Below are 24,692 nucleotides of genomic sequence, written 5' to 3' on the forward strand. Positions count from 1 at the left end.
TTAACTATAAATGCTGTCTATTTCCGACTGATAGTTCTGTTTTATAATTTTTCTTTTCATGCTCAGTTTTGGCGTAATTTCACCTTTCTCGATGGTCCATGGTTGCGATAGCAACCAGAATTTTTTTATTTTTTCGTACTGAGCGAAAGAAGCGTTGAGGTTATCCACTTCTTTTTGAAATTTGTTGATAACCTCCGGGTTATCCACCATTTCTTTATCAGTAGTGTAGTTGATGTTATGAATTTGGCACCAGGACTTTAGTTTTTCAAAACTGGGCACAATTAGAGCAGCAGGAAATTTCTGTCCTTCGCCAATCACCATGATCTGTTCTATCAGCAGTGACTCGGCAAATTTATTTTCCAAGGCCTGCGGAGCTATGTATTTACCACCACTGGTTTTGAACATTTCCTTTTTCCTATCGGTAATTTTAAGAAAGTGGTTATCCACCATTTCACCAATATCACCGGTATGGAACCAACCCTCCTGATCAATGACTTCATCAGTTAAATCCTGCCTTTTGTAATAACCCATCATGATATTATCACCTTTTGCCAAAATCTCTCCATCCTCAGCAATTTTTACCTGCACACCTGTGAGTAACGGCCCTACACAGCCCACTTTCAGATCATCTATTTTACTAAAGCTTATTCCTGGAGAAGTTTCGGTAAGGCCATAGGCTTCCAGCACATGAATCTGTGCCGCCCAAAATATATTTACCAATCTTGGTTGAAGCGCCGCACCACCGGAAACTATGAATTGAACTTCCCCACCCAAGGCCTCTCGCCACTTGCTGAATATAATTTTATTGGCCAGCCCCAGCTGCATATTGAACCAGGCTCCCTGGTTTTCACCAAGACGATTATTTTTAGCTAATTCCAGCGCCCAAAAGAAAAGGTTTTTTTTAATGCCTGTGAGCTCATAACCTTTCATTAATATTTTTTCATAAATCTTCTCCAATAGCCGAGGAACTGTAGCAAAAAAGTGGGGCTTCACCTCTTTCATATTGTCGGCAATGGTGTCCATACTCTCGGCGTAGTAAATTGACACTCCCATCTGCATATAAACATACAGCGCTGTGCGCTCAAAGATATGGCTTAGAGGGAGTAAAGATAAAGTTCGATGCTCGGGCCCACCCACGGCAAAAACTTCGCTTACAGCGGCTGCATTTGAGAGAATGTTTTTATGAGACAACATTACCCCTTTCGGATTGCCTGTAGTTCCAGAAGTGTAGATGATAGTTGCTAGATCTTCGTATTGAATCGGCGCCCTTAGTTTTTCAATCTGATCGATATTTTCACCCTGCTCCAATAACTTTTGCCAATGTATGGTTTCATTCTCTTCATCAAAGCAAAAAAGGGTTAATGAATGATTCACTGATTTCTGAGCTTCTTCAAATTTTCGGTAGATTTCTATATCTCCGGCAAGGACCACTTTAATTTCCGCGTGCTCGATGATAAAAGCATAATCTTCAGAAGTGGAGTTAGGATACATCGGCACATTAATGGCACCGATTTGTGAAATAGCAAAATCTGCGAAAACCCATTCGGGCCGATTGAAAGAAGCCAGGCCAATTTTATCTCCTGGCTGAACTCCCAAGGATAAAAGACCGGTGCTCAATTGATTCACAATTTCCATCGTCTCCTTAGTGGAGTAGGATTTCCATTGATTATTAATTTTATGGGATAAACATATATCTTGCGGCCTGTCTTCAATTTGAAACAGGAGTACATCAAAAAGTCTTTTCACATCCATTCTAGTAGTAGCTTATTCTACTAAAAATACATAAAGAAATTCTTTTACCGAAAGCTATAGCTTTTCCTTGTTGTCAAAATCGCCACGTAATTGTCTAAATCTTTTTCTGGCTTCTGATACATAAACGCTTCCAGGGTACTTGGTGAGAAAGTCACGATAAATTTCCATGGCCTTTTCTTTATCATTTAGCTGTTTGTCATAAATAGAACCCATGGTGAAATAAGCGTCATCGCTTAAAATATCGTAATCATATTCTGAAACAATTTTTTGCAACAGCTGAATAGCCTGCTCAAATTCTCCACGCTTTTTATAAATATCCGCTTCCAACCAAAGTAATTCATCTGATAAATTATGACTTGGAAACTCTTCTCTTAATTTATCAATCGCTAGTAATGCACTGTCAGATTTATTTTGATAAAGCAAAAGTTCTATCTCCGCATATTTTCGCATAGCGGTTTCAGTGCTATCAAGGGCTACGTTATCTTTTATGAGAATACTCAGTGCCATAGCATCATTAGCTATTTCTCTGGTGGTGGCTTCTTTCAAAATATCCAGATGCTCCTGGGCTAGTTGAAATTCGCCCTTGTAATATGAAAGCTTTGCGTTTTTCAATTTAGCCTCATACCCAAGTGGTTCATTTTTATTATCTTTTTCTACCTGAGAATAAAGAAGTGTAGATTCCCAAGGCTCACCGGTAAGAATGTAAATATCACCAAGATCCAATTTTGACTGGGCCTTTAACTGTTCGTTAGATCGAGGATTTTCTATAACCTGCTTTAGAATAGTGATAGCAGAATCTTTTTCGTCCAAATAAAAAGCATGAAGTAAAGCTTTATTTCTGAGAGCTTCCAAAGTGTTTCGGGTAATGCCAGTTTCTGTGATGAAGAGATCATAATCGTGAATGAGATTCCTGATTTCTCTTTTTTCCACAGGATAAGTGGTTTTCACTCTTTTCTCATAAGACTTGATAAGATACATTCGGGCCAGCATATGATTATAAGTTTCCGGATAGGTTTTTACCACATATGAGAAAATCTTAATGGCATTATCATAATCATTATTTTCAAGCGCAATCAAACCAATATTTATACTTCTGCTTCCATCGGTTTTCAACCTTCTGTCAATAGCTCTGGCCTGAACGAAGGCTCCATAAAAATTCTTCTGCTGCAGATTTGCCCATATCAAGAGCTCACCGTAGATCTCGCTCTCCGGATCATCCTGAATTTTTTCATAAAGTAAATTTTCCAGGCTTTGCAGTTCTTCAGGCTTTACAAGCAAATTCTGCAATGTGTTTTTAACATAACTGAGATTGGCAGGATTCTGAGTAACATAATTCAAATACTCTTCTACCATTTTGTCCTTCTCATTAATTATCCGATAAATGTTGGCCATTTCAAGGGAATAGAGATATGGATTGTGCATTGCCTTTCGGGCCGTGGTAAAAGTTTCCACAGCAAAATTGGCCAGCTGTTTATTCACAAAATAATTCGCAACAGTCTGCACCAGGTAGTTATCCTCTTTTATGCGATTAATAATTTCGCGAAAAAATTTGTTTGATTTTTCTTCGTCACCTTCTTGCCTATAGAGAAAGCCGCCGTCGAGCTCGTAAAAAATATTGTTAGGAAATCTTTTAGTAAGGCCGGACAAATATTTTTTTGCTTCATCAAAACGATTTTGCTCCAGCAGCAAATGAAAGTAGTTATTATGAATTAAAGGAATGTTGTCTGTACGACGAGCAAGTTCCTCGTACATTTTCAATGCCTTTTCATATTCACCCTGTGAATAATATTCATTTGCTAACTGGATGTCATCAAATTTTTGAGCTTGCGAAAAACAAGGAACAAAAATTAAGACAAGCCAAATCAATTTTTTCAGATCTCTCATATTTATACACACTGTTCACACCTCTATATTATATTATATATATATTAATTAAATCTATTATTATCTATTAAGATGTGGATACGTGGATAAGTTTGGAATATTTAATTTGTTAATCCTATTTGTTTATTAATCAGAGAATTATTCAGAGGTTATCCACACTGTGTATCCGCTTAAATTATTATGTATCAGTCAGTTATAAATTATCCACAGGCAAATTATTGATTTGTGGATAATGAAATTTCTTTTTGTTGATTGTGGATTTCTCTTCGGATAAATGTGAGTTGTTCTGCTCCATCCACAGAGTTGGAGCACAAATTTGAAGATTTCGAGTTTTCCCACATGTTTCCGTTTTCTATCCACACTAGTTATCTACACTTATCCACATTAAAATGAGATCACTGTTGGTCCTACTTCCCAGTTGGCACGTAGGGTAACCGTCTCATTTCCTTCTGAAGATTTGTAGAATACAATGGGTTCAGGTTCATCATTCGTCATAATATTACCTAGTTCCCATATGCCGTTATTATTACTGTCTATAAGTACTCTTAGTTTATAATCACCTGGTTTAATATGGGTGAACTTAAATTCTTTCTCATTGGCACGCTCGGCAATAACTTCATTTTTGTTATTTACTAACTGAACAAAGAAACTCTCCTTTTCGGTCTGTATGCTTATTAACAATGTGGCCAGCTGGTCTGGTTTGTTAAACGAGAGGTTGCGTTCATATTGTTTGCTTGAATCACCTTCAATGGAAATGAACGATCCTTTGGAAGCATAGAAGAAGGGTTTCGGATCTGGTTGCTTCGGCTTAGCTTGTGCTGCAGTGTCGGTGGGCTCGGGTTTCTTTGCCGCTTTATTGTACCTTTCAGACGCTGTTATTTTTCTGTTATCTTCCCGAACAAAGAGACTTGGATCGATGTCGTACTGTACTTGCAGCTCGGTTCGATTGGTGTTCCACGTGAAGTTCTCATCAGCCATAAATACTATGTTGGCAGAATCTAGAAACAAGTAGATGCTGTCTTTATTCGAGTATTGTACTGGTTTATTAAAGTTGAAAAGGACATCTAACTTAGGAACAGTTGAGAGCACAGGCTTTATTTCACCTTTTGATTCAAAGGCTGATGGCTTCCTGGATGACTGTTCAAATTTTACATAAAGTTGTTCTGCAATAGTTGTTCCCGTAGTATCTGTTGCTTGAAGAATTACTTGTACACTATCTTCTGGAATGTTGTTGTATACTTTGATTGTGTTAGGATCATCCCTGGTGATGTTACTAAATATAACCTTGGAGCTATCAGTTCTGGAAATACTATAATTGTCAATGTATTTGTTGAATTTGATATTGAAAGTGGTACCTGATTGCCTTGAGCTTTGATATTCAAATGGTCTTACATCCATAGTGATCATCGGTATGTCAATGTCTACCAAGTTAGTATCCAGAGGTAAGATGGAAGAGCGAAAGCCGTATGCTTCTGTCTTGCTATCCAAAATCAAATTCTTGTTCTTATCACTGATGGCGTAAATCTTATAGTTACCAACTTTTAGGTTTTGAAACTGGTACTTACCCTCTGTGTCTGTTTTAGTGAGATAAATGGGAGGTGAATTAAATACATCTAGCGTATCTTCTGAATCATATAGTGAAACTGTTACATCCTCTGCCAGTTTGTTAGTAACAAGATAATTGACACTTCCGGCTATTGACATCGAGTCTAGATAAGGTCCTGTACTGAAAGCGAGAATTAAGTTTTCTGGAGCATTTCCTTCGGTGATATCTTTTATACCTTCTCTAAAGTTAATTGAATATGTGGTGCTGTCCTTTAGTGGTTCTTTAAAGGTTATGATTACACGATTCTTCTTGTATTTGAATGTATAGTCTTGTTCTATTCTTGGGGTAATTAGAATCTGCTCTTTAGGATTATTAGTTTTAACAAACTCATCAAATTCAAGAATGACCTTATCACCTTTAAAGTTGATTTCTCCTTGTGCAGGATCTGAAGAGACCAATTTAGGTGGATCTTCATCTTTAGGGCCGCCAGTAGGCGAACTCTGATTAGCACAAGAGTAGATGAACAGAGATATTAGTATAATAAATGAAGAAATTCTCAGCATCAGCTTTTAGTAATTATATAGATAAGACTAGAGTAATTATTTTTGTTTTTCTTGGCGTAACTATTTGATTTTAAACCATTTATAAGAGATTTGGCATATTTTGTTACTCCTGAACCTTTATAAGTCTCACTGAGAAGTGAAACGTAAAAAGAATCCAGTTTCATAGGCTTTACGGCATCAATCTTCATACCATATTTGGCCATTAGTGATTGCATGCTCTGCTGATCAAAATGATACAGATGCCGTGGCACATCATATGCTGCCCATTGTTCTTTATACATCTGAGCATCCATTGATTCGTGGTTCGGCACAGCTACTATGAAGCAGCCGTTTGATTTTAATAAGCGCTGTATGTGTTTCATAAACCCGTTGAGATTTGGAATGTGCTCAAGGACATGCCACATGCTAATGACATTAAAGGTTTCATCAGGCACTTGGTCAATGGATTCGTAGAGATGTTCAACTTTATTAATTGAATATTTTCTGGCAGTTTCATCAGGTTCTACTCCTGTTGTTTTCCACCCATCTGCTTCACATGTTTCCAGAAAATGTCCTGTGCCACAACCTATGTCTAATATATAACCTTTATTAGGTTGTAATGTGTTCACCAATTTCAATTTACCTTTTAATGTATATTGTCTGGCAATTTTATAAATGAAATTAATGGGGTTGTTGGATTGATTACTGTGAGAAATGTAATCTTCTGATTGATAGTATTCACCTAGATTCTGCTCGGCTGGTCTTGGATTAGTAAAGAGAAATTTACAGCTGTTACATCGAACGACTGTAAATTTCTCTTTTGAAACAGTATAATCTTTACAAGTGAACTGGTCAGTAAAAGTAGTCCCTTCACATATAGGACACTGACTTAATGTTTCTAACATGTTTATTTACTTAGATATACCATAAGGATTGAAATGTCTGCTGGTGACACTCCACTTATCCTGGAAGCTTGTCCTATGGTAGCTGGTTGTATTTGTTTTAGTTTCTCTCTTGCTTCAGAAGACAGTGCTTTTACCTCATCATAGTTAAAGTTGCTTCTGATCTTCTTGTCTTCAAGTTGTTCCATTTTATTGGCCAACTCTTTTTCCTTCTCTATGTAGCTATCATATTTAATTTGTATTTCAGCCTGTTCTAGAACATGGTTGCTGTATTTATTTAAATATGATTTAATCTGGGGATCTAGTTCCTTTAATTGAAAGATATTTAGCTCAGGTCTCTTAAGTAAACTTATTACAGGTCCTCTTTGCTTCAGAGGTGCAGAGTTAAATGACTCAAGTTCTGCGTTAGCCAGTTCTGGTTCTACCCTCTTCTGCTTAAGATCATTAATAACCCTGGAGACATCATTCTTCTTATCTAGCATGGTTTCTAAACGGGCATCTGAAGCTAGACCTAAAGCATGACCCTTCTCAGTTAATCTTAGATCTGCATTATCTTGTCGAAGCAGAATACGGAATTCTGCACGTGAAGTGAACATTCTATAAGGTTCTTTGGTCCCCTTGTTTATGAGGTCATCTATTAGTACACCAATGTATGCCTCTGATCTTTTTATGATGAATTCTTCTTTCTCACTGGTTTTATTGTGTGCATTGATGCCAGCAATAAGCCCTTGACATGCAGCTTCCTCATATCCTGTTGTGCCATTAATTTGGCCAGCAAAATATAGGTTCTCTACCTGCTTGGTTTCTAGTGTAAGATTAAGCTGTGTTGGTGGAAAGTAATCATATTCTATCGCATAACCTGGTCTAAACATCTTGGCATTTTCAAACCCGGGGATTAGACGCATGGCTTCATACTGTACATCTTCTGGTAAAGAGGTTGAGAATCCATTAACATATATCTCTACTGTATCCCAGCCTTCTGGCTCCACAAATATCTGATGCCTCTCTCTATCGGCAAAACGATTTATCTTGTCTTCAATGGATGGACAATACCTTGGGCCAACACCCTGTATTCTGCCATTAAACATTGGTGATTTTTCGAAGCCTGTCTGTAATGTCTCATGTACCTGATTATTAGTATATGTGATGTAGCAGCTTCTTTGATGTTCTAATGGCTTGGTGGCATCGATATATGAAAACTTTTCAGGGTTCTCATCACCTTTCTGCTCCTCCATTTTGGTATAATCAAGGCTTCGTCCATCAACTCTTGGAGGTGTACCGGTTTTCATTCTACCGGATTCAAAGCCTAAGCTTACCAATTGTTCTGTAATTCCCTTAGCTGCTCGTTCACCAGTTCTGCCACCACCGAATTGTTTTTCACCAATATGAATGAGTCCGTTTAAGAACGTGCCATTAGTTAGCACTACTGCTTTAGCCTTTATAGTTAGCCCTAAGCTGGTGGTAACGCCGGTTACTTTATTGTTCTCAACCGTTATGCCTGTAATCATCTCTTGCCAGAAATCAACATTCGGTGTTCCTTCTAGAGCCATTCTCCATTCCTCTGCAAAGCGCATTCTGTCATTTTGAGTTCGAGGGCTCCACATTGCTGGTCCTTTAGACTTATTCAACATCCTGAACTGGATCATACTCTTGTCTGATATGATACCTGACATACCACCAAGAGCATCTATTTCCCGCACTATTTGGCCTTTAGCTACTCCACCCATTGCAGGGTTACAACTCATTTGAGCTATGGTGTTCATATTCATGGTAGCTAATAATACCTTAGAACCCATTGATGCCGCAGCATGTGCTGCTTCACAACCCGCATGCCCTGCTCCTACTACTATTACATCATACTCTGGAAACATACTATTTGTATTTATAATGTTCCACGTGGAACACTGATCACTAGTCTTTTTAAATGATAAAGGATGTTCCACGTGGAACACCCATCCTATAATTCTTTTTACTTATGAAACGTTCCACGTGGAACAGTTGCATTTTTTATAATTTAGAAAGATATGTATCTTCTTTTTCTCTCATTAACTTCTTTTCCTCAGCTTCCTTGTCGCCATAACCACACAGATGAAGTACTCCGTGAATGAGCACTCTATGTAGCTCGTTATCAAATGATGTGTTCTGATCACTAGCATTTTCCTTTACTCTATCAATACTGATGAAAATGTCGCCTTCTATGGTGTCCTCTTCTGAGTTGTCAAACGTGATAATGTCAGTTAGGGTATCATGATCTAAATATTCTACATTCATTTGATGTAGGTATTCGTCAGAGCAGAATATAAAGTTTAATTCTTCCAGAGAATATCCCTCTGCCTTTATGGAATTCTCAATCCATAGAATGGTATGCTCTGAGTCCGGAAGCTTATAGTTAACTTCTTCTTCAAAAAAATGAATGGCCATTAATTAATATAGAAATTCAGTTCAACAACTTTACCCTCTTCCTTAAATGTCACTTCATCCGAAAGATGTCTCATGAGGAATATACCTCTACCACCTGGTTTCTCAATGTTCTCTGGTGACGTAGGATCTGGAAGATTGCTGTAGTCAAAACCAGGGCCCTCGTCCTTAATGGTAAATTTGATAAGACTATCATGCAGAGATAAACTGAGTGCTACATTCTTCGCTTTATCTTGCTGATTACCGTGCTTAATAGCATTGTTCACAGCTTCTGTCACTGCTATCATAATATTGCCATAGATGTCATCGTCTAGTTTAAACTTCTCTTTGGCATTATCAATGAAGCTTTCGATCATTCGGATATTCTCTGACAAGGAAGGGATCTGAATTTTAATGGTGTTCATTTGATTCAATTATTAGGTTCGTTACCTATTCTTTTAAAATATTCGTTAACTTCTTTTTTGTAATAAGGATAAAGTTTAGGTGGAACTGTTTTTAAAAGTTCTATCTCCTTTTCTTTCAGCTTAAAGTATTCTCCAAAAGCTTTTGGTAGGGCTTTCTCATAGTCTTTACCGCTTTCTGCTTTTCTTTCTTCGTCCTGCTCTCTTTCTCTCATTGCATCTTCAGACTCAAGTAATCGGGTAAGGATGTCTTTCTGCCTGTTAATGGTCTCTTGAGTGATATTTTTATTTACCAGGTCTTTCTCGGTCTCTTCCATCTTCTCTGGTATTCCGTCTCCGGGCTTCTTGCCGCCTTCACCACCAAATTTTTCTTGCATTTCCTGCATCTGGCGTCTTATTTGTTCTTGCTGTGCTGCTAGTTTGGCTAGCTCTTCAGACATTTGTCTTCCTGTTTTGCCACTCTTCTTCAGTTCGCTTATTTTGTTGTTGAGCTCTTTCTGCAGTTCACTCAGTGATGGGCTTTTCTGTTTGCCTTTTTGTTTTGACTGTCCTGTACCCATTGCGTCCTGCATAGCATCCATCATTTGTTGAAGGACATCATCAAGCAAGAGGGCCAGATTATTCATAGAAGTCATGGCAAACTGCTGCTCTGAAACCGCTACGGGCTTCTTTCTTTCTCTAATGGCATCTACACTTCTGTCCATGTGAGCGTTCATCTCTCCCAGCTCTCTGGTAACAAATGTGGCTATTTGAAATACTCTCTGAGACAGTGCGAGCAAACTGTCCTGTACAATCTGTGCATCATCCTTCAGTTTGAGCTCTATTTGTCCTAATTCAACAAAACGAGGATCGCTTTGTTTCACCTCTCTAAACTCATTCATCAGGTTCTCCTGATCGAAAGATAGTTTTAGAAGGTTATGAATAATATCTCTTAAGTCATCCAAATTCTCTTGCATCATAGTCATCTCCATGCTACTCTGCATCTGCTGCATCTTTTGCTGCATCTTTTGCATCTGCTGTTTGGCATTCTGCTGAGATTGGCTTGCTTTTTTTCTTTTATTCTTTTCTAATGACTCCTTGGCCTTTTCTTGTTCTTCCTTAATCTGTTGCTCTTCTTCCTGTGTATCTGGTAGAGATTCTGGGTTCTTCAACTCCTGATTCATTTCTTCCAGTTCTTCTTTCTCTTTCTGGAATTCTTCGAACTCTTTCTGTAGCTCTTCTTGCTGCTTAGCCAAATCTTCTTCATTAGAATCCTTATCTGAAGTTTGCTCCTCTAGCTCCTCTTGTTTCTTAATTTGCTCTTCAAGGTTATTAAGAGCATCATCCATTTTTTGATCAAACTTCATTCGCTTGAAAAGCTCAAGGGTTCGTTCTAGCTCTTGTTCAAGATTATTTTCCTTGTTATCTATCTGATCCAGAGTACTTTGTATGTCTTCAACATTCTTTTTATCTTCTAAAAGCTTTTTTAATTCCTCATACAGTTTCTTAGTCTCCTCGTCCAGAAGCTCATCCATTAACTTTTGTAGCTGCTCTGTTTTCTCTGCTATTTTTTGATCCTGTTCTGTGAATCGATTTCTCTTATCCTGATTGTCCTTGTTTTGCTTCTTGAGCTCCTCCAGTGATTTATTTAGCTCGTCTCTTTTCTTAATAATGTCCTTTAGAAGATTTTCCTCTTGCCAATTAAGATCCTTCTTGCCCTTCAACCTGTTTTCAGCTTCTGAAATCTTCTTCTTAAGATCTTTGGCATCCTTAATTGTTTTATCGATGTCCTGTTCGGTCTTTGCGTTGGTTTTTTCTATCTGATCTTTGATTTCAGCTTTAGTGGGGAGTTTAAAGGAATAAGTTCCGGTTTTAGATGCTTTTCTTCCATTGACACCATCATTATCCCACACTTGTAGATAATAATTAATGCTGTTGCCTTCTTTGATGCCTAGAGAATCAAGAAACCATTGGTAATAATAGCGTTGATTATCCTGCTGCTTAGAAATTGGGATTCTAATGGATTTATAATCAGACTTACTAGAATTTCCGGGCGTACTAATTTGATAAAATAATCGCAATTCACTGAGGCCATAATCATCTGAAATGTTTCCTCCTAAGGCAATATAATTATAAAGGGTAGTATCTTGATAAGTGTTAAGATCTATCTCTGGATATTGATCTTTAATAACCTCTATTTTATACAATATTTTCTCCTTGTTAGAGCTATACTTATTCTTGAGATTCAAGCTATATACTTGTGTGTTGAAAAATTGATTTTCATATTCAAATATCTGATTATCAGTGCTTTTAATGTTTTGAATGCTGTCTTCACCATCAAAGCCAATGGTGAGTACTTCTGACTGGATAGTTTTAAATTGCCACTTTACGTTGGTGCCTTCAGGAATCTGTAAGTTACCAGTATTATTAAGTCTATCATTCTGTTTTCTCAAATACTGAGGATACTCAAGGTAGACATTAAAACTTTTAATATTGGGTCTCTCCACTACCTGAATTTCATAAGTCTTAGAATGAAATCCGGCAGCCTGAAAACGGAAAGTTTTGGTGTCTTGAATTTTACTGAAAGTGTATTCAAAATCTCCATTTTTTTGCTCAAGTTTTACTAATCTGTCATTTATCTCTAAAAATGCGCTGCTGGGTAGAACTTCACCCTCTAATTTTAGGTTGAGAGTAAAGTTTTCATTTTTAAAGGCTATTAAAGGATTATTTTGAACTTTAAAAAGAAATGGAGCTTCTGGTATAAATTCTTGGTTAAACTTTATAATCCGATTAGAGCTTGTGGTGATTAGTGAAGGCCTTATAATTAACGCAGAAAGAAGAAGCACGAGGGGAAGGGCTAAATACTTCACGTATGAGCGGTTCTTTTTTACGTCTACGGCCTCGGTAAAATTGTAAGTACTAATGGTTTGAGCTTTTTGAGAAATGCTCGCCTGAACCAGAGCACCTTCAAATCCGTGAAGCTGAATAATGTTAAGAAGCTTGTCACTAATTTCAGGAAAGTGTTTTCCTATTTGTCGAGCAGCTTCTTCGTTACTCATAGCCTGCTCATCTCTTATCATTTTGATAAGAGGAATAATTACAAATTTGGTAAGGGCCCATGTACCAATACCCAGAAATATAAAAAGCAAGAAGGCCCTAATGATAGAGCCAAAGTGAAAGGAATATTCCAGTGTATTAAAAACTAGAAAAATAGCGAGCGTTAATCCTAACGAAATGAGTAGACCTCTTACAGCAAGAGTAAGATAATATTTTCTCCTGTACAGTTGTATCTTGCTGTATATGTTCTGTTCTACATTATTCATATATGAATCTCTCCGCTAAAGATTTATATGTCACCAACGCGTGATTATTATACGTATTAAGGTGACTCATAGTTCATTTAGAATTTTACCTAATTTTTAAATATACGTCTATATGCATTCCCCACCAAAACGATGTAATTACAATACTATATTAAGCTCTTTTTCAAAGTATTCTATTACATGCATTTTGAGCATTTTCTCCTGCTCCAGAAGATCAAAATGAGGAAGTTTCTTTTTCATTTTCCAATGTGGCCATCCTTGTTCATCTAAGCCCTCCAGTTCATAAAAACCTGAATAGCTCAGCACTTTACATATGGCAATGTGCATAAGATCTTGCTTTTCCTCTTTATCAAATACTTTTTTGCCTTGGCCTAATTCCTGCACACCTATTAAGAATAGAACACTATTGAGATCTTTAGGCTTTTTACCTATCATATCTTTAAGCTCTAATCTTAACTTTTGCCAGGTTCTTTCTAATTCAAGATCTTTCTTAATCATGCCTTATTGGCTTTCTAATTCTTCCCAAAATTCTACGGCCCTTCTCAGGTGAGGAATTACTATGGTTCCTCCTACCAAGTTAGCAATAGCGAATGCTTCGAATATTTGTTCTTTCGTCACTCCCAGCTCAAAACATTTCTGCACGTGATATTTAATACAGTCATCACACCTCAATACCATAGATGCTACCATGCCCATTAATTCCTTAGTTTTTACATCTAAAGCACCTTCGCTGTAAGCATTTGTATCCAGGTTAAATATCCTTTTCAGCACTTTGTTATCAGCATTCAAGATCTTTTCATTCATCTTGCTGCGATAAGCATTAAATTCCTCGACTTTATTCATTAAATTATATATTAAATATTCCTGCAAATATATCCATAAACATAGAATGCTTAATGATTTCCTATCATTGATCTTTCCTAATTACTGCCTGGCCTGTAATAGAGGTCTGGCCAAAGGAGAAGAATTGCTCTGTTTGAAATGTGAATATAGTTTGCCGCAAACTAAATCACACCTGGAACCAGATAACTTCATTGCTCATAAATTCTATGGTCGTGTTCCGTTGGCCCATGTTTTCGCCAATTATAAGTTTAATAAAAGCGGAAAAGTTCAACGATTATTGCACCGCCTTAAATATGATAATAAACCTGAGCTTGGTGTTTTATTGGGTAAGAAATATGGTGTTGAATTGGCAAAGGATGGCTTTCAAGACAAATTCGATATCATAGTGCCGGTTCCGCTTCATGCTAAAAGATTGAGGAGACGTGGGTATAACCAAAGTGAAATGTTTGCCGATGGACTTTCCGAAGCCTTGGGTGTTCCACGTGAAGCGGATGCCCTGATCAGAAGAAGAAATACTTTTACTCAAACCAAAAAGTCTCGCTTATCCAGATGGAAAAATGTGTCTGAAATCTTCCAGCTCAATGACAGTATCTCAATTGAGGATAAACATATATTATTAGTAGATGATGTCATTACTACCGGAGCTACCATTGAAGCCTGTGTTCATCCTTTGATTGATGGAGGTTCAAAATCAGTATCAGTGGCAGCCATTGCGGCGGCTAAATAGTTTAATTCAAAACGTAGAAATAAAGTAGATCTTCCTTCTTACCAGGATTATAATGAAAAGTATATTTTTTCACTTTATATAGTTGTAGTGGTTCATCGCTAATGATTATCACATTACTATCTGGTAATTGAGCTTCTTCTGGTAAAATATTGATATGCCTTCCGATCTCCCACATTCTTTCAGGAGATATTTCCGCTTTTGTATATAAAGGAAAATGCTGTAGTTCCACAATGTCTCTCACAACCCTTAGGTCTTGAAAATTTGGATTTTTGCAGCCGATGTTTGGAATTATGGGCCAGCAGGTTAACACGAAAACCATCATGATAGATGCACTGATAGGATATATTAAAGTCCTTTTTTTCCTGGCAAGAACGTAGATCTGTGTGATTAATAGAATGCCTAGAACTAAGCTGTAAAATGTTAATTGTGTTGTGCTAATATCACCTCTTTCTGATCCGAATTTGTAAAGAAGAATAGGTAGACTTACCAGAGCTAATGTATTGATAATACCTTGAACTAAAACAAAGGTTTTGTCTACGGTTAATAGTTGTTTGCCATGAATACTTCTTAGCACAAAAAACACATAATTTCCAACCCAAACGGCCAAAGGAAGAAGTGCAGGCAGGAAGTATCTTTCTTTCTTCTCGGGCACTACTGATAAAAGTATGAAAGTGATGATGAACCAGAATAGAACAAATTTTACCTTTTTTAAATCATAGGCTGCAAATACTTTTTTGTATCGGATAAATGAAAAAAGTGTGGTTAATGCCCAAATACCTGTAAAAAGCATAAAGTGAAGATAAAACCATGGCGGTCTATTATGTCTATTAATCCATGCATCGCTCTCCTCATTGGCTATGGCCTTAGCTACTTCCGGAATCTTGAAGTAAAGATATAGAGGCCATGCAGATGACATGATAATTGTGATTAAGCCACAGACTATCAGGCCCTTGGTTTTATTGCTTCTTATTTTATGTCCTGAAAGAAAATAGGCAGCAACAAAAGGTAGTAAAATGGTATAAAATGATACAGGCCCTTTGCTTAGGAAAGATGCTCCCAAAAGCAGGCCACTCAGCACAAAATATTTAAAGGACCGTTCGGACTGAAATCCTTTATACAGCATCCATACCCCACCTAGCATAAATGTGTTACAAAATATATCCCATGACCCGGTATGGCTCTCTTGCACGATCATATAAAAGGAGCCGAGAATAATTGAAGCATATAAGGCTAGATGTTCGTTATCAAAAACATCTTTTACCAGTCCATAGAGGAAGAACAGCATAATTATACCTGCTAGAGCTGCAGGTAGCCTCAGTGCTGTCAGGTCATTTTCATCACCCGCTATTTTGATTGAAATCGCACTAAGCCAGGTAGGTAAGGGTGGCTTTCGGATTCTGGTCTTTTCGTTCAGCGTAGGGATGAGCCATTCGTTGGAGGCCACCATCTCTCTGCCAGAAATAAAATTCCTGGCTTCCATAATAGTGGGTGGTGACCAACTATTGAGATGTGAAAAAAACAATATACCACCAAGAATAAAGAGTAATAGAGGATGATACTTCTTTTTCACCGTTAACATCACTGAGTTTTTTTCTTTTTGAAGATGAGAAATAAGTTACGAGAATATATAATGGACCCAAAAAGCTGTCCTATGATTATCACAATATCAGATCGAAAAACACCATAACTAATGATCATTAATGAGCCCACGAGACTAATAACCCAAAATCCTGCTGGTAAAACAGACTGTTGTTGTCTTTCAGAATAGATCCATTGATAAATAAATCTGAAGGTAAAAATGATTTGTCCTATGGAACCCCACACCATCAATGAATAAGAAATGTCATCATTTTCTAACAGTTGATGAAAATGAAATTGCTTATTCAGTATTAAATAGGCCAGTGAAATGATTGGCGCAAAGATAGTAGCCATTCGGAACCATATAGGTAAGAACCTCCATGCTCTTTTGAATCTCAGGTTTCTGATATATATGAAATAGGAGATAAGTTGGCCCCCTATTACCACAATATCATTTCGTAGCACACCATAAACCACTAATAGAAATGATGCTACAAGACTAAGCTGCCAGAATATAGTGGGTGAAAGTACTCTACCCGCTTTTTCTGATTTAAACCATTGTACAATAAGCCTTGCTGAGAAAAGTGCCTGCGCCAGAAATCCTATTGCAGTAATCCAGAAATTATTCATGCGGAAGATTCATTTCGGCTACCTTGTATGTAATATATCTCTTGCGCATCCATAAGAACACAAAGGTATCTACAAAAGGACCAGTAAGGCGGTTAAAAAGATGATACTTAGCTGTGCCAGCATATCTAGGAAAATGCCTGATAGCCAGCTGCTTAACCTTTCCGCCTTGCAATTGAATTAATGCCGGTATAAATCTGTGCATACCTTTAAAGAAAGGAATTTTTTTAGCGTATTGACTGTCGATTATTTTTAACGGACAACAGGTGTCTTGAATACCATCGTTGATCATGACTCTTCTAAAACCATTGGCAATTTTAGATGACATTTTCTTTACCACGCTATCTGATCTTCTAGCTCTTATCCCATTTACCATAGAATATTCCCCTAGAAAATCGAAGTAAGTAATAAAATCTTCAGGAGAGGTCTGTAAATCAGAATCTATATAACCGAAATATTTGGTATCACAGAGGTCAATGCCTGTTTTAATAGCAGCACTTAAGCCGCAGTTTTTTTCCAATGAAGCATAGAAATAATGTTGATTATCGGTGCATATGTCCTTAATCAACTGTAAACTGCCATCTTTAGAACCGTCATTGATGAAAAGAATTTTAGTAGCTAATGTGGTTTTAGACAAATATTTATCCATCTCTTCTTTAAAAGTAGGCAGGCTTTCTATTTCATTATATACCGGCACTACTATCGTCAACTCATATTTCGTCATCCTCAATTGCGTCCCTCCATTTTTTTAATGTTTTTATTAATATTTAGCTGTTTTTTCTTTTCTAAAACACGTTGTCCGTAAGCGGTGCAAAAACTGTGATTTTTCAAAAATAATAGATTTTTATAATACCACTGTTGATCAGTGAGACAGGTGTTCAGTTTGTGCTCCCATTCGGACCTTAACCTCGCCAGCCAGTCGAAATACTGGTTGCTGGCCAAATGGTAAACATCAGCATCTCTTATTATTTTTTCAGCCAGGCTCTTTGGCTCATAACCAAACCTTGTAGCATTAATACAATTGAGCACCTCATTTATCTTCCGTACATCGTAGTTCTCCTTAATTAAGAAGTCCAATGCTATAATTTTGCTTTCTTCTTCATGATTATAATAATCGCATAGGTATCCAATATCATGGAACCAGGCCGCTATTAAAACAACCCCTTCTACTTCCTCAGAAGCTTCTACTTTACAACAAACCTCTTTAGCGGCTTTAACCACCATTTCAGTATGTTTGATATTATGAAAATACATATTTTTAGGTAGATCCTTTAACTTTCTCTTAACATAGTCTTCTACCTTTTCAACCAATATTGTCATAGCATTCTTTTTATCTGGAGTCATCACGAACAAAAGCGATAAACCGTTGGTTGCAAATGATGAATAAGAGAAAATATTTTAGCGCAACCAACCATATTTGCACAAAGCGCGTGTAGAGAATTAACAGTGGAAGAGAATAAGGATTTTTATGAACTCCTGAAAAGGTGTAAAAAAGGACACCGACAGTCGCAAGATAGATTATATCTGGCCTTTTATAGCTATGCCATAAGTATAGCGCTCAGATACTCACGAGATAGAGAAGAGGCCATTGAAATTGTAAATGACGCTTTTGTAAAGGTGTTTACTAATTTGGGTAAATACACACCAGGACTTTCTTTCAAAGGATGGCTTAGGCGCATTGTGATTAACGCTGCTATCGATTATTACCGAAGAAATGAAAAGCATTACCACAACGTAGATATTTCCTATGCACGTTATGAGCTGGATGAAGAAGACATTTTGGATAAAATTTCTGGAGAGGAAATCATAGCATTAATTCAGGAGTTACCGCCATCGTATCGCATAGTATTCAACCTTTATGCTATTGAGGGTTTTAAGCACAGCGAAATTGCCAATAAGTTGGGCATAAGTGAAGGTACTTCAAAGTCTAACCTCTCTGTAGCTCGAACTAAACTTCAAGCTGCCATTAGTAAATTAAGAAACATTCGTAAGAGCCATGGATGACAAAAGTTTTGACAAGTATATAAAAGAAAAGGTATCGTCCTTTAATGATACTCATGTAGATGAAAATGCTTTGGCTTCGTTTCATGCAAGAATGCAAGGCATAGAATACATTCCGTGGTATGTGAAATACCGCGAATTTATGAGAATAGCAGCGGCGGTAATTATTGTCTCTCTGCTAAACTTTGGAGCATATTCATACTTCTATAATGGTGAAAATGAAGAATTGAAGGCAGCTCTGACCGAACTTCAGGCCAAGGAAAATGATCATAATGCGCTTAAAGCACAATTAGCTTTTTGGAAGAATGAGGCTACTGAAAAAACAGGTTCTGATACTGTTTATATAGAGAAGAAAATAGTTACTCAGGTGCCGGTATATCTTACAAGCAATCATACCTATCGTCAAAACGATGATAATGATATCTACTTGGGTGCCAGCAAAGATATTTCAAAGGAAATTAAAACTTTTCTGACGGAATATGACTTGGCCAGCATGGATAGTGAAGGGAATGTTTATCTTAAAAATAATAATCAGGAGCTAGCCTGGTTGAAAGGAAAAGGAATTAATTTCTCTAATCACTACGTGTTTAATCCAAGAATAGAAAAGGTAGAACTGCCGGTTTTAGATCCTGTGGTGGAAAAGAAAGCTACTAAACTATCTGTGGCGGTACTGCGAGATATGGAAAAGCGTAAGATGAATGGCGTTGGTTTCCAGTATGGTCCTGAATTAGGCTTCAATAGAACTTTCACCAAAGTTGGTGAGGGCCATCCTGGTGTGGCTGCTGGTCTAGGGGCCGAATTTATACTTTCACCAGCGCTTAGGGTGGAAACAGGTATCAATTATGCCTTTACCAGTTATTCTGTGAATGATGTGGATAAATTGGGCGATGATGTTAATAAATACCCTTCTATTGATAATAGCATTGGTGAATTACACAGTATTGATGCCAGAGCTCACACTGTTGCCGTTCCGGTTCATTTAAAATACAACCACCCGATTTCCCATGACCGATATTTATTCGTAAGCTCAGGTATTTCACCTCGAGCTTACCTGAGTCAAAGGTATAATTACAGCTATACTTTTGATTATAATGGGGATTCTAAAGATGAGGAACATTTTGCTGTAGATATTCAGGCGTCAAAGATTAATGATGAGCCTCATTTTTATCTGGGTACTGCAGATGTGAGTTTGGGTCTTGAGAAAAAGCTTGAAAACAACTCTCACTTGCTATTGGCGCTATTCTATCAAAAAGGAATAACAGCTATGGGCTCAGAAGAGCAGCAACTCGAGATGGTGGGAGTTAAATCAGCACTTAGATTCCGCGTTAAATAAAATTAACTTTCATTATTGAACTTTATTGAATCTTAGCAAGTTTATTCAGGACTTTCATGCTAAAAACTATGATGAGATACCTGCTAGTCTTATTTGCATTTACACATATGAATTGTGGATGGCTATTAGCCCAGGATGTGCAAAACGATAATGTAGAATTAGAATCTAATATCATTCCTTATCGGCCACGAATAGCCGAAATTACCCTTAACAACCTTTATGATTATAATATAAGCTCTAATTCTGATGCATATGGAAATGCCAATTCAGAAATGGAAAGAGATACTCAAATGAAGATTCGTTTGGGTGTGCCTATAATCATGAAGGGTGAAACTATGTTCGGCGTTCAGTTTAAATATGATCGGCATAATTTTGTTATGGATAAAGATTATGACCTCAGTCATTACGAGCTTTATGATCACATAGAAAGTCATAAATTCACAAGCCTCGGAGGTAGATTTCTTTTTCAGCAAGGCTTTGATAAAAATAAGCAAATTACTGTGGTAGCCGGGGCGGAGATGAAAAGTGATTTGTTTAAATGGCAGGCAAATACGACCAAATATTATGCACTTACCTCATATGAGGTCACCTTGAATAAGAATACAAAAATCGGAACAGGACTTTCCCTGGGCTACACTTTAACGGCCTTCCAGATTTATCCATTTCTAAGTTATGAGCATAAGTTGAGTCCTAAGTTTACTATGGATTTGTACTTACCAAAATCTGCAGCCTTGAGATATAAAGTGAATCATAAATTTTATATCACTGGCTCTGCCGAGGTGAAAGGTTGGAGATATGCAGTGAGCAATAATGAACTTGCGCCCAACGAAATTCTGACGCTCAGAAAATCTGACCTATATCTTGGACTGAGTTTTGAACATGAAATTTACGATTGGCTTTGGTTTGGTTTTGACCCAGGCTATGCCATTAATCTGAGAAGTTATCTGGCCAGGCCTGGAGACCGACGCAGAGACGCGCTTATTGAGCTCAATGCTGACAATGCTCCGTACGCTCGATTCAGTCTTTTCATAGTGCCGCCAAAGAAGTTTTATAAGTAGCTTACTTACTAAATAGTAAGTTGAAAATAAAATTAATTAAATGATTGATTACAAGTGATTTGTGAGGACGAATTATGCTATCAGATGAAGAAATAATAGGCTGTTAAAACCTACTTTTCCATACTTTAAAGGGGTAAATACTAATTGTAAATTCATTACGTTTTAAGCCTGAATCTGATATATATTTTTATAACTTAGTTATTTAAACTATTCATTAAATATGACACTTAAGAATTTACTTTGCGCTGTTTTATTTTTGGCTTTTATTAAAACTTCACAGGCACAAGTGGTTGGTAAGCAGTTTCCTGATTTGGAAGCAGAAACGGTTACAGACTCCATAGTGGTATTACCCGAAGGAACTAAGGGGAAGTTTACACTCCTGGGTTTAGCATATTCGAAGAAATCAGAAAAGGACCTTAATACTTGGTTCAGCCCAGTTTATAATAAGTTTCTTAGAGAAGGCGGTGGCGGTTTGTTTTCTTCTTTTGGCTATGACGTAAATGTATATTTTGTACCGATGTTCACTGGTATTAACGCTGCTGCTACAGGAACGGCTAAAAATAAGGCAGCTAAGAACATAGACCCAAAGCTTTTACCCAATATCCTTTTCTACAAAGGAAAGTTGAAGCCTTACAAAGATGCACTAGCTTTTGATAAAAAGGATGTTCCTTATTTCTTTGTTTTAGATAAAGACGGAAAAGTTATCTACGCCACAACGGGAGCCTATTCTGATAAGAAGATGTCAGAAATAGAAGCTCTTTTAGAATAAGGACTTTGAAAACATTAAAAAACCCGACCAGAATTGGCCGGGTTTTTTTATTTAAGTTTCTCGCTAAAAACGGCCTTTACTTTTTCTACCTTCGGTTTTACCACGAATTGGCAATACGGCTGTGAAGGATTATCGTTGAAATAGTTTTGATGATAATCTTCTGCCTCATAGAAAACATCCAGCGGGGTGATTTCAGTAACTATGGGATCATCAAAAATTCCTGCCTGATCTAGCTTGGTTTTATATTCTTCGGCTATTTGCTTTTGCTCATCATTATGATAGAATACTGCAGATCTATATTGAGTGCCTACATCAGCACCTTGTTTATTTAAAGTAGTAGGGTCATGTGTTTTCCAAAAAACCTCTAATAGATCCTTGAAAGAAATTTGGTTGGGATCAAAGGTAATTTGTGCTACCTCAGCATGGCCTGTACGGCCATAGCAAATTTCTCTATAATTAGGATCTTTTACTTTTCCCCCGGTATATCCTGAAACAACTTTGTAAACACCTTTAAGATTTTGAAATACAGCTTCCACACACCAAAAGCAACCTGCACCTAATGTAGCCTGTTCTAAATATTGTTCTCCGTCCATTTTATCATTCTAATTTATTAACTAACAAAGCACTTTCCAGTGCTGTTTAGTCTATGTACGGAATTTGGATAATAAAGGTCGATCCTTTTCCAGCTTCAGATTCCATATCAATCTTTCCTTCCAGTTTATCCACTGTTTCTTTAACAATATATAAACCTAAGCCTGTTCCTGCCGAGCTTTCATTGGCCCTGTAGAACATATCAAAAATGCGTTGATGGAATGACTTGTCTATGCCAGGCCCGTAATCTTTGATCGAAAGCTGAATCATGTTATGGTCATTTCGGAAAATGTTTATCTCTATCCGCTTGTCGTCACCTTCCAGGCAACCGTAATGAATGGCATTGCTGATAAGATTTCGCAATATTACCCTGATTCTGGTAGGATCGGTTTTCACTACCAGATCTGGTTGAATATCTACACATCGTATAATTTGATCCGCTCCTTCGATATATTGAAGGTCATCAAAAATGTTGTTGATCATTTCATCAAGATCAACTTCTTCGTATTCAATTTCAAGACGAGCGTTTCTGCTAAAGTCAATAATGTCTTTAATAGACTGGTTGAGCCTGGAGATAGAATTAGACATCATATCATAGTACGCTTGTCGTCTGTCTATTTCTTCCTCGTATTTTACAAGGTTAATTAAGCCCATGACAGATGCCAGAGGAGCCTTCAAATCATGAGAAGCACTGTAAACAAAGCTGTCTAATTCCTTATTTACTTTTTTAAGCATTTCGTTTTGGGAAACCAGCTGATTTTCAGAGTTTACCCTTTCTGTAATGTCCTTTAGGAAAAAGGATGCACCAGTTACTCTTCCTCTTTCTTCAATCGGGTAAGCATAGATTTCAAAATGGCTTTGCTGATCTTCGGCATCATCATCTCCAATATCCCTGTATACTGCACGCTGACCTGATAATACATCATCAAATCGCTTTTGCCAAACCTCTTTCATTCCTGAATTTATAGGATAGAGCTCCAGCAAATTGCTGCCTCTGCTCACAATATTTCCGAATGATATTTCCCATGATTGAGCGAAAACGGTATTGAAGTCAATCAGTCTGTATTTCTTATCAATGAGCCAAATAGAGTTATCAGAATTATCTAATATGGAGCGTAGGTTAAGCTCTTTGTGTGCAATATCTGCAGTTCTTTCTTTTACCTTTTCTTCGAGCTCCTTATTCTTTTGCTCTACCAGAACCTGCTTATTTTTCTCTTCTCTTATCAGACTTTGATAGATATCATAAATCCTAACACCTAATCCGTAAGATAAAATCAGAGTACTTACGAAGAAGCCTATATGAACAGAGTACTTTATTATGTAGCTGTATTCTAATACATTAAGGGCATATAGATTAAGCAGAAATATAAAGAAGCCGAAAAAGATGTATGCAGTGAAGAAATATATGGCCTGCGGCACGTTGCTTTTAACTGCCATCCAACCAATAACAACCATAAAAATCATTACCAGAAATGATAAAAAGGCGTTTGCTACATAACCTGCTGCTGGATAAATAATAAAGCAAGCAGCAATAACCAGAACGATGGCTATAATTTGCCACTTAATAAATTTACTAGTTTTATGAGACCATGAAGGTATATTCAGGAAGTCATCCATAAATAATAAACCGACGATCAAGGTCATGCTGGTGGTGATGATATTTAAGTTACCATCAGTCCATTCCATTAATTTAAAGGCATATTGCGAGGTAAACCCATCCGCATTTCCTGCCAATAATGACACGAATAATATGTAGATAGCATAATACCCAAAAAAATTAAAACGTGTAGTAAAGAATAATAGCAAGTTATAAAGAATGAGGATAGTTAAAGCTCCGTAGAATAGACCTAAAACTGTTCTTTCAGCCGTATTATCGGAAAGTGCCTCTGCATCATGCTCCATGGTAGCGGAAATACTGATGTAGTTTGGCGAAGTAATTTTGAAATAATATTCGGTGGACTGTAAGATGTCTATGGTTACAAGAAAATCATTATGATTACCCGCAATACTTTTTTCATCCGGGGCCACATTGGATCCTGTAATGGAATAACTTGTTCTACCTGACTGTCTTATCTCATATAATTCAATCTTATGTATCGATTGGTCAAAGAAATCAATAACTACTTGTTCAGGGTCATAGGTAAGAAGAGATGCTGTTAACTTCAGCCATAGTGTTGACTCACCTGTACCCACACGCAGACCTTTTTCACCAACGTCTCCCCATGCTGTAGTATCAAGCTTCATCACCTCATCTATACCAAGTGCACCGGATTCATCAAGATAATAATCAAAGTAGGGGTTGATATTAATCTCATGTTCCAGCTCCTGTATATTCAGGATGTCTTGAGAACTTCCCAGAAATGGGAAGGACAGAAAAAGTAGCAAAAAAATATATTTCAAGCGCATTCAATTATAGAC

At 37.2% G+C, this 24,692-nt stretch carries 21 protein-coding genes; 5 read left to right on the plus strand and 16 right to left on the minus strand.

All coding sequences use genetic code 11. From position 1 onward, the window contains the following. The 10 genes from LVD16_RS03720 to LVD16_RS03765 all read right to left on the minus strand — a co-directional run bounded on the left by LVD16_RS03720 (nucleotide 1) and on the right by LVD16_RS03765 (nucleotide 13,590). A complete protein-coding gene (locus tag LVD16_RS03720) occupies nucleotides 1–1,752 on the minus strand; it encodes an AMP-dependent synthetase/ligase (RefSeq protein ID WP_233772244.1) in 1,752 nt (583 codons plus the stop codon). Nucleotides 1,753–1,806: 54 nt separating this feature from the next. Beyond that, a complete protein-coding gene (locus tag LVD16_RS03725) occupies nucleotides 1,807–3,636 on the minus strand; it encodes a tetratricopeptide repeat protein (protein WP_233772245.1) in 1,830 nt (609 codons plus the stop codon). Between the two features lie 384 nt (nucleotides 3,637–4,020). Continuing rightward, entirely contained in the window at nucleotides 4,021–5,745 is a 1,725-nt protein-coding gene (locus LVD16_RS03730; RefSeq protein WP_233772246.1) for an Ig-like domain-containing protein, read from the minus strand. Continuing rightward, on the minus strand, nucleotides 5,745–6,629 hold the full coding sequence (locus tag LVD16_RS03735) for a class I SAM-dependent methyltransferase (RefSeq protein ID WP_233772247.1): 885 nt from the start codon (nucleotides 6,627–6,629) through the stop codon (nucleotides 5,745–5,747). The genes LVD16_RS03730 and LVD16_RS03735 overlap by 1 nt, the downstream gene beginning before the upstream one ends. A 2-nt stretch (nucleotides 6,630–6,631) precedes the next feature. Then, nucleotides 6,632–8,497 carry a tRNA uridine-5-carboxymethylaminomethyl(34) synthesis enzyme MnmG gene (gene mnmG, locus LVD16_RS03740; RefSeq protein WP_233772248.1) on the minus strand — a complete coding sequence of 622 codons (1,866 nt, stop codon included), beginning with the start codon at nucleotides 8,495–8,497 and terminating at the stop codon, nucleotides 6,632–6,634. Nucleotides 8,498–8,633: 136 nt separating this feature from the next. Beyond that, a complete protein-coding gene (ybeY, locus tag LVD16_RS03745; RefSeq protein WP_233772249.1) occupies nucleotides 8,634–9,047 on the minus strand; it encodes an rRNA maturation RNase YbeY in 414 nt (137 codons plus the stop codon). After that, entirely contained in the window at nucleotides 9,047–9,448 is a 402-nt protein-coding gene (locus LVD16_RS03750) for an ATP-binding protein (protein WP_233772250.1), read from the minus strand. Before LVD16_RS03750 ends, ybeY begins: the two co-directional genes overlap by 1 nt. A gap of 5 nt (nucleotides 9,449–9,453) precedes the next feature. Continuing rightward, nucleotides 9,454–12,747 (minus strand): DUF4175 family protein, encoded by a 3,294-nt coding sequence (locus LVD16_RS03755; protein WP_233772251.1) that lies wholly within the window; start codon nucleotides 12,745–12,747, stop codon nucleotides 9,454–9,456. Between the two features lie 138 nt (nucleotides 12,748–12,885). Further along, entirely contained in the window at nucleotides 12,886–13,245 is a 360-nt protein-coding gene (locus LVD16_RS03760; protein ID WP_233772252.1) for a hypothetical protein, read from the minus strand. Between the two features lie 3 nt (nucleotides 13,246–13,248). Beyond that, nucleotides 13,249–13,590 (minus strand): carboxymuconolactone decarboxylase family protein, encoded by a 342-nt coding sequence (locus LVD16_RS03765; RefSeq protein WP_233772253.1) that lies wholly within the window; start codon nucleotides 13,588–13,590, stop codon nucleotides 13,249–13,251. Nucleotides 13,591–13,636: 46 nt separating this feature from the next. Here LVD16_RS03765 and LVD16_RS03770 point away from each other — a divergent pair, with 46 nt between their 5' ends. Then, nucleotides 13,637–14,317 carry a ComF family protein gene (locus LVD16_RS03770; protein ID WP_233772254.1) on the plus strand — a complete coding sequence of 227 codons (681 nt, stop codon included), beginning with the start codon at nucleotides 13,637–13,639 and terminating at the stop codon, nucleotides 14,315–14,317. Between the two features lies 1 nt (nucleotide 14,318). On the opposite strand, the gene LVD16_RS03775 is transcribed toward LVD16_RS03770, so the two are convergent. The 4 genes from LVD16_RS03775 to LVD16_RS03790 are packed head-to-tail and all read right to left on the minus strand — an operon-like array spanning nucleotide 14,319 to nucleotide 17,842. Then, nucleotides 14,319–15,896: an ArnT family glycosyltransferase gene (locus LVD16_RS03775; RefSeq protein WP_233772255.1), complete on the minus strand. Its 1,578-nt coding sequence runs from the start codon at nucleotides 15,894–15,896 to the stop codon at nucleotides 14,319–14,321. Next, nucleotides 15,896–16,525: a lipid-A-disaccharide synthase N-terminal domain-containing protein gene (locus LVD16_RS03780; protein ID WP_233772256.1), complete on the minus strand. Its 630-nt coding sequence runs from the start codon at nucleotides 16,523–16,525 to the stop codon at nucleotides 15,896–15,898. The genes LVD16_RS03775 and LVD16_RS03780 overlap by 1 nt, the downstream gene beginning before the upstream one ends. Continuing rightward, the gene (locus LVD16_RS03785; protein ID WP_233772257.1) at nucleotides 16,518–17,246 is read right to left on the minus strand and encodes a glycosyltransferase; all 729 of its coding nucleotides are present in this window, start codon (nucleotides 17,244–17,246) and stop codon (nucleotides 16,518–16,520) included. The genes LVD16_RS03780 and LVD16_RS03785 overlap by 8 nt, the downstream gene beginning before the upstream one ends. 2 nt (nucleotides 17,247–17,248) lie before the next feature. After that, entirely contained in the window at nucleotides 17,249–17,842 is a 594-nt protein-coding gene (locus LVD16_RS03790) for an HD domain-containing protein (protein WP_233772258.1), read from the minus strand. Nucleotides 17,843–17,968: 126 nt separating this feature from the next. On the opposite strand from LVD16_RS03790, the gene LVD16_RS03795 reads away from it, so the two are divergent. The 4 genes from LVD16_RS03795 (at nucleotide 17,969) to LVD16_RS03810 (ending at nucleotide 21,683) form a co-directional block, all read left to right on the plus strand. Further along, nucleotides 17,969–18,526 (plus strand): RNA polymerase sigma factor, encoded by a 558-nt coding sequence (locus LVD16_RS03795; protein ID WP_233772259.1) that lies wholly within the window; start codon nucleotides 17,969–17,971, stop codon nucleotides 18,524–18,526. Further along, nucleotides 18,519–19,856, plus strand: a complete 1,338-nt coding sequence (locus LVD16_RS03800; RefSeq protein WP_233772260.1) for a PilN family protein — start codon at nucleotides 18,519–18,521, stop codon at nucleotides 19,854–19,856. The genes LVD16_RS03795 and LVD16_RS03800 overlap by 8 nt, the downstream gene beginning before the upstream one ends. 68 nt (nucleotides 19,857–19,924) lie before the next feature. Next, nucleotides 19,925–20,914: a DUF6268 family outer membrane beta-barrel protein gene (locus LVD16_RS03805; protein ID WP_233772261.1), complete on the plus strand. Its 990-nt coding sequence runs from the start codon at nucleotides 19,925–19,927 to the stop codon at nucleotides 20,912–20,914. Between the two features lie 220 nt (nucleotides 20,915–21,134). Next, nucleotides 21,135–21,683, plus strand: a complete 549-nt coding sequence (locus LVD16_RS03810; protein WP_233772262.1) for a hypothetical protein — start codon at nucleotides 21,135–21,137, stop codon at nucleotides 21,681–21,683. Nucleotides 21,684–21,730: 47 nt separating this feature from the next. Here LVD16_RS03810 and msrA read toward each other — a convergent pair whose 3' ends face one another. Then, on the minus strand, nucleotides 21,731–22,276 hold the full coding sequence (gene msrA, locus LVD16_RS03815; protein ID WP_233772263.1) for a peptide-methionine (S)-S-oxide reductase MsrA: 546 nt from the start codon (nucleotides 22,274–22,276) through the stop codon (nucleotides 21,731–21,733). Between the two features lie 46 nt (nucleotides 22,277–22,322). After that, nucleotides 22,323–24,674: a 7TM diverse intracellular signaling domain-containing protein gene (locus LVD16_RS03820; protein WP_233772264.1), complete on the minus strand. Its 2,352-nt coding sequence runs from the start codon at nucleotides 24,672–24,674 to the stop codon at nucleotides 22,323–22,325. Nucleotides 24,675–24,692: the final 18 nt, after the last annotated feature.

This window comes from Fulvivirga ligni (assembly GCF_021389935.1).
Lineage (GTDB): Bacteria > Bacteroidota > Bacteroidia > Cytophagales > Cyclobacteriaceae > Fulvivirga > Fulvivirga ligni.

Coding starts and splice junctions, on each gene's coding strand:
- LVD16_RS03720 (WP_233772244.1), bottom strand. CDS start 1,752: ATGGATGTGAAAAGACTTTTTGATGTACTCCTGTTTCAAATTGAAGAC.
- LVD16_RS03725 (WP_233772245.1), bottom strand. CDS start 3,636: ATGAGAGATCTGAAAAAATTGATTTGGCTTGTCTTAATTTTTGTTCCT.
- LVD16_RS03730 (WP_233772246.1), bottom strand. CDS start 5,745: ATGCTGAGAATTTCTTCATTTATTATACTAATATCTCTGTTCATCTAC.
- LVD16_RS03735 (WP_233772247.1), bottom strand. CDS start 6,629: ATGTTAGAAACATTAAGTCAGTGTCCTATATGTGAAGGGACTACTTTT.
- mnmG (WP_233772248.1), bottom strand. CDS start 8,497: ATGTTTCCAGAGTATGATGTAATAGTAGTAGGAGCAGGGCATGCGGGT.
- ybeY (WP_233772249.1), bottom strand. CDS start 9,047: ATGGCCATTCATTTTTTTGAAGAAGAAGTTAACTATAAGCTTCCGGAC.
- LVD16_RS03750 (WP_233772250.1), bottom strand. CDS start 9,448: ATGAACACCATTAAAATTCAGATCCCTTCCTTGTCAGAGAATATCCGA.
- LVD16_RS03755 (WP_233772251.1), bottom strand. CDS start 12,747: ATGAATAATGTAGAACAGAACATATACAGCAAGATACAACTGTACAGG.
- LVD16_RS03760 (WP_233772252.1), bottom strand. CDS start 13,245: ATGATTAAGAAAGATCTTGAATTAGAAAGAACCTGGCAAAAGTTAAGA.
- LVD16_RS03765 (WP_233772253.1), bottom strand. CDS start 13,590: ATGAATAAAGTCGAGGAATTTAATGCTTATCGCAGCAAGATGAATGAA.
- LVD16_RS03770 (WP_233772254.1), top strand. CDS start 13,637: ATGCTTAATGATTTCCTATCATTGATCTTTCCTAATTACTGCCTGGCC.
- LVD16_RS03775 (WP_233772255.1), bottom strand. CDS start 15,896: ATGTTAACGGTGAAAAAGAAGTATCATCCTCTATTACTCTTTATTCTT.
- LVD16_RS03780 (WP_233772256.1), bottom strand. CDS start 16,525: ATGAATAATTTCTGGATTACTGCAATAGGATTTCTGGCGCAGGCACTT.
- LVD16_RS03785 (WP_233772257.1), bottom strand. CDS start 17,246: ATGACGAAATATGAGTTGACGATAGTAGTGCCGGTATATAATGAAATA.
- LVD16_RS03790 (WP_233772258.1), bottom strand. CDS start 17,842: ATGACAATATTGGTTGAAAAGGTAGAAGACTATGTTAAGAGAAAGTTA.
- LVD16_RS03800 (WP_233772260.1), top strand. CDS start 18,519: ATGGATGACAAAAGTTTTGACAAGTATATAAAAGAAAAGGTATCGTCC.
- LVD16_RS03805 (WP_233772261.1), top strand. CDS start 19,925: ATGATGAGATACCTGCTAGTCTTATTTGCATTTACACATATGAATTGT.
- LVD16_RS03810 (WP_233772262.1), top strand. CDS start 21,135: ATGACACTTAAGAATTTACTTTGCGCTGTTTTATTTTTGGCTTTTATT.
- msrA (WP_233772263.1), bottom strand. CDS start 22,276: ATGGACGGAGAACAATATTTAGAACAGGCTACATTAGGTGCAGGTTGC.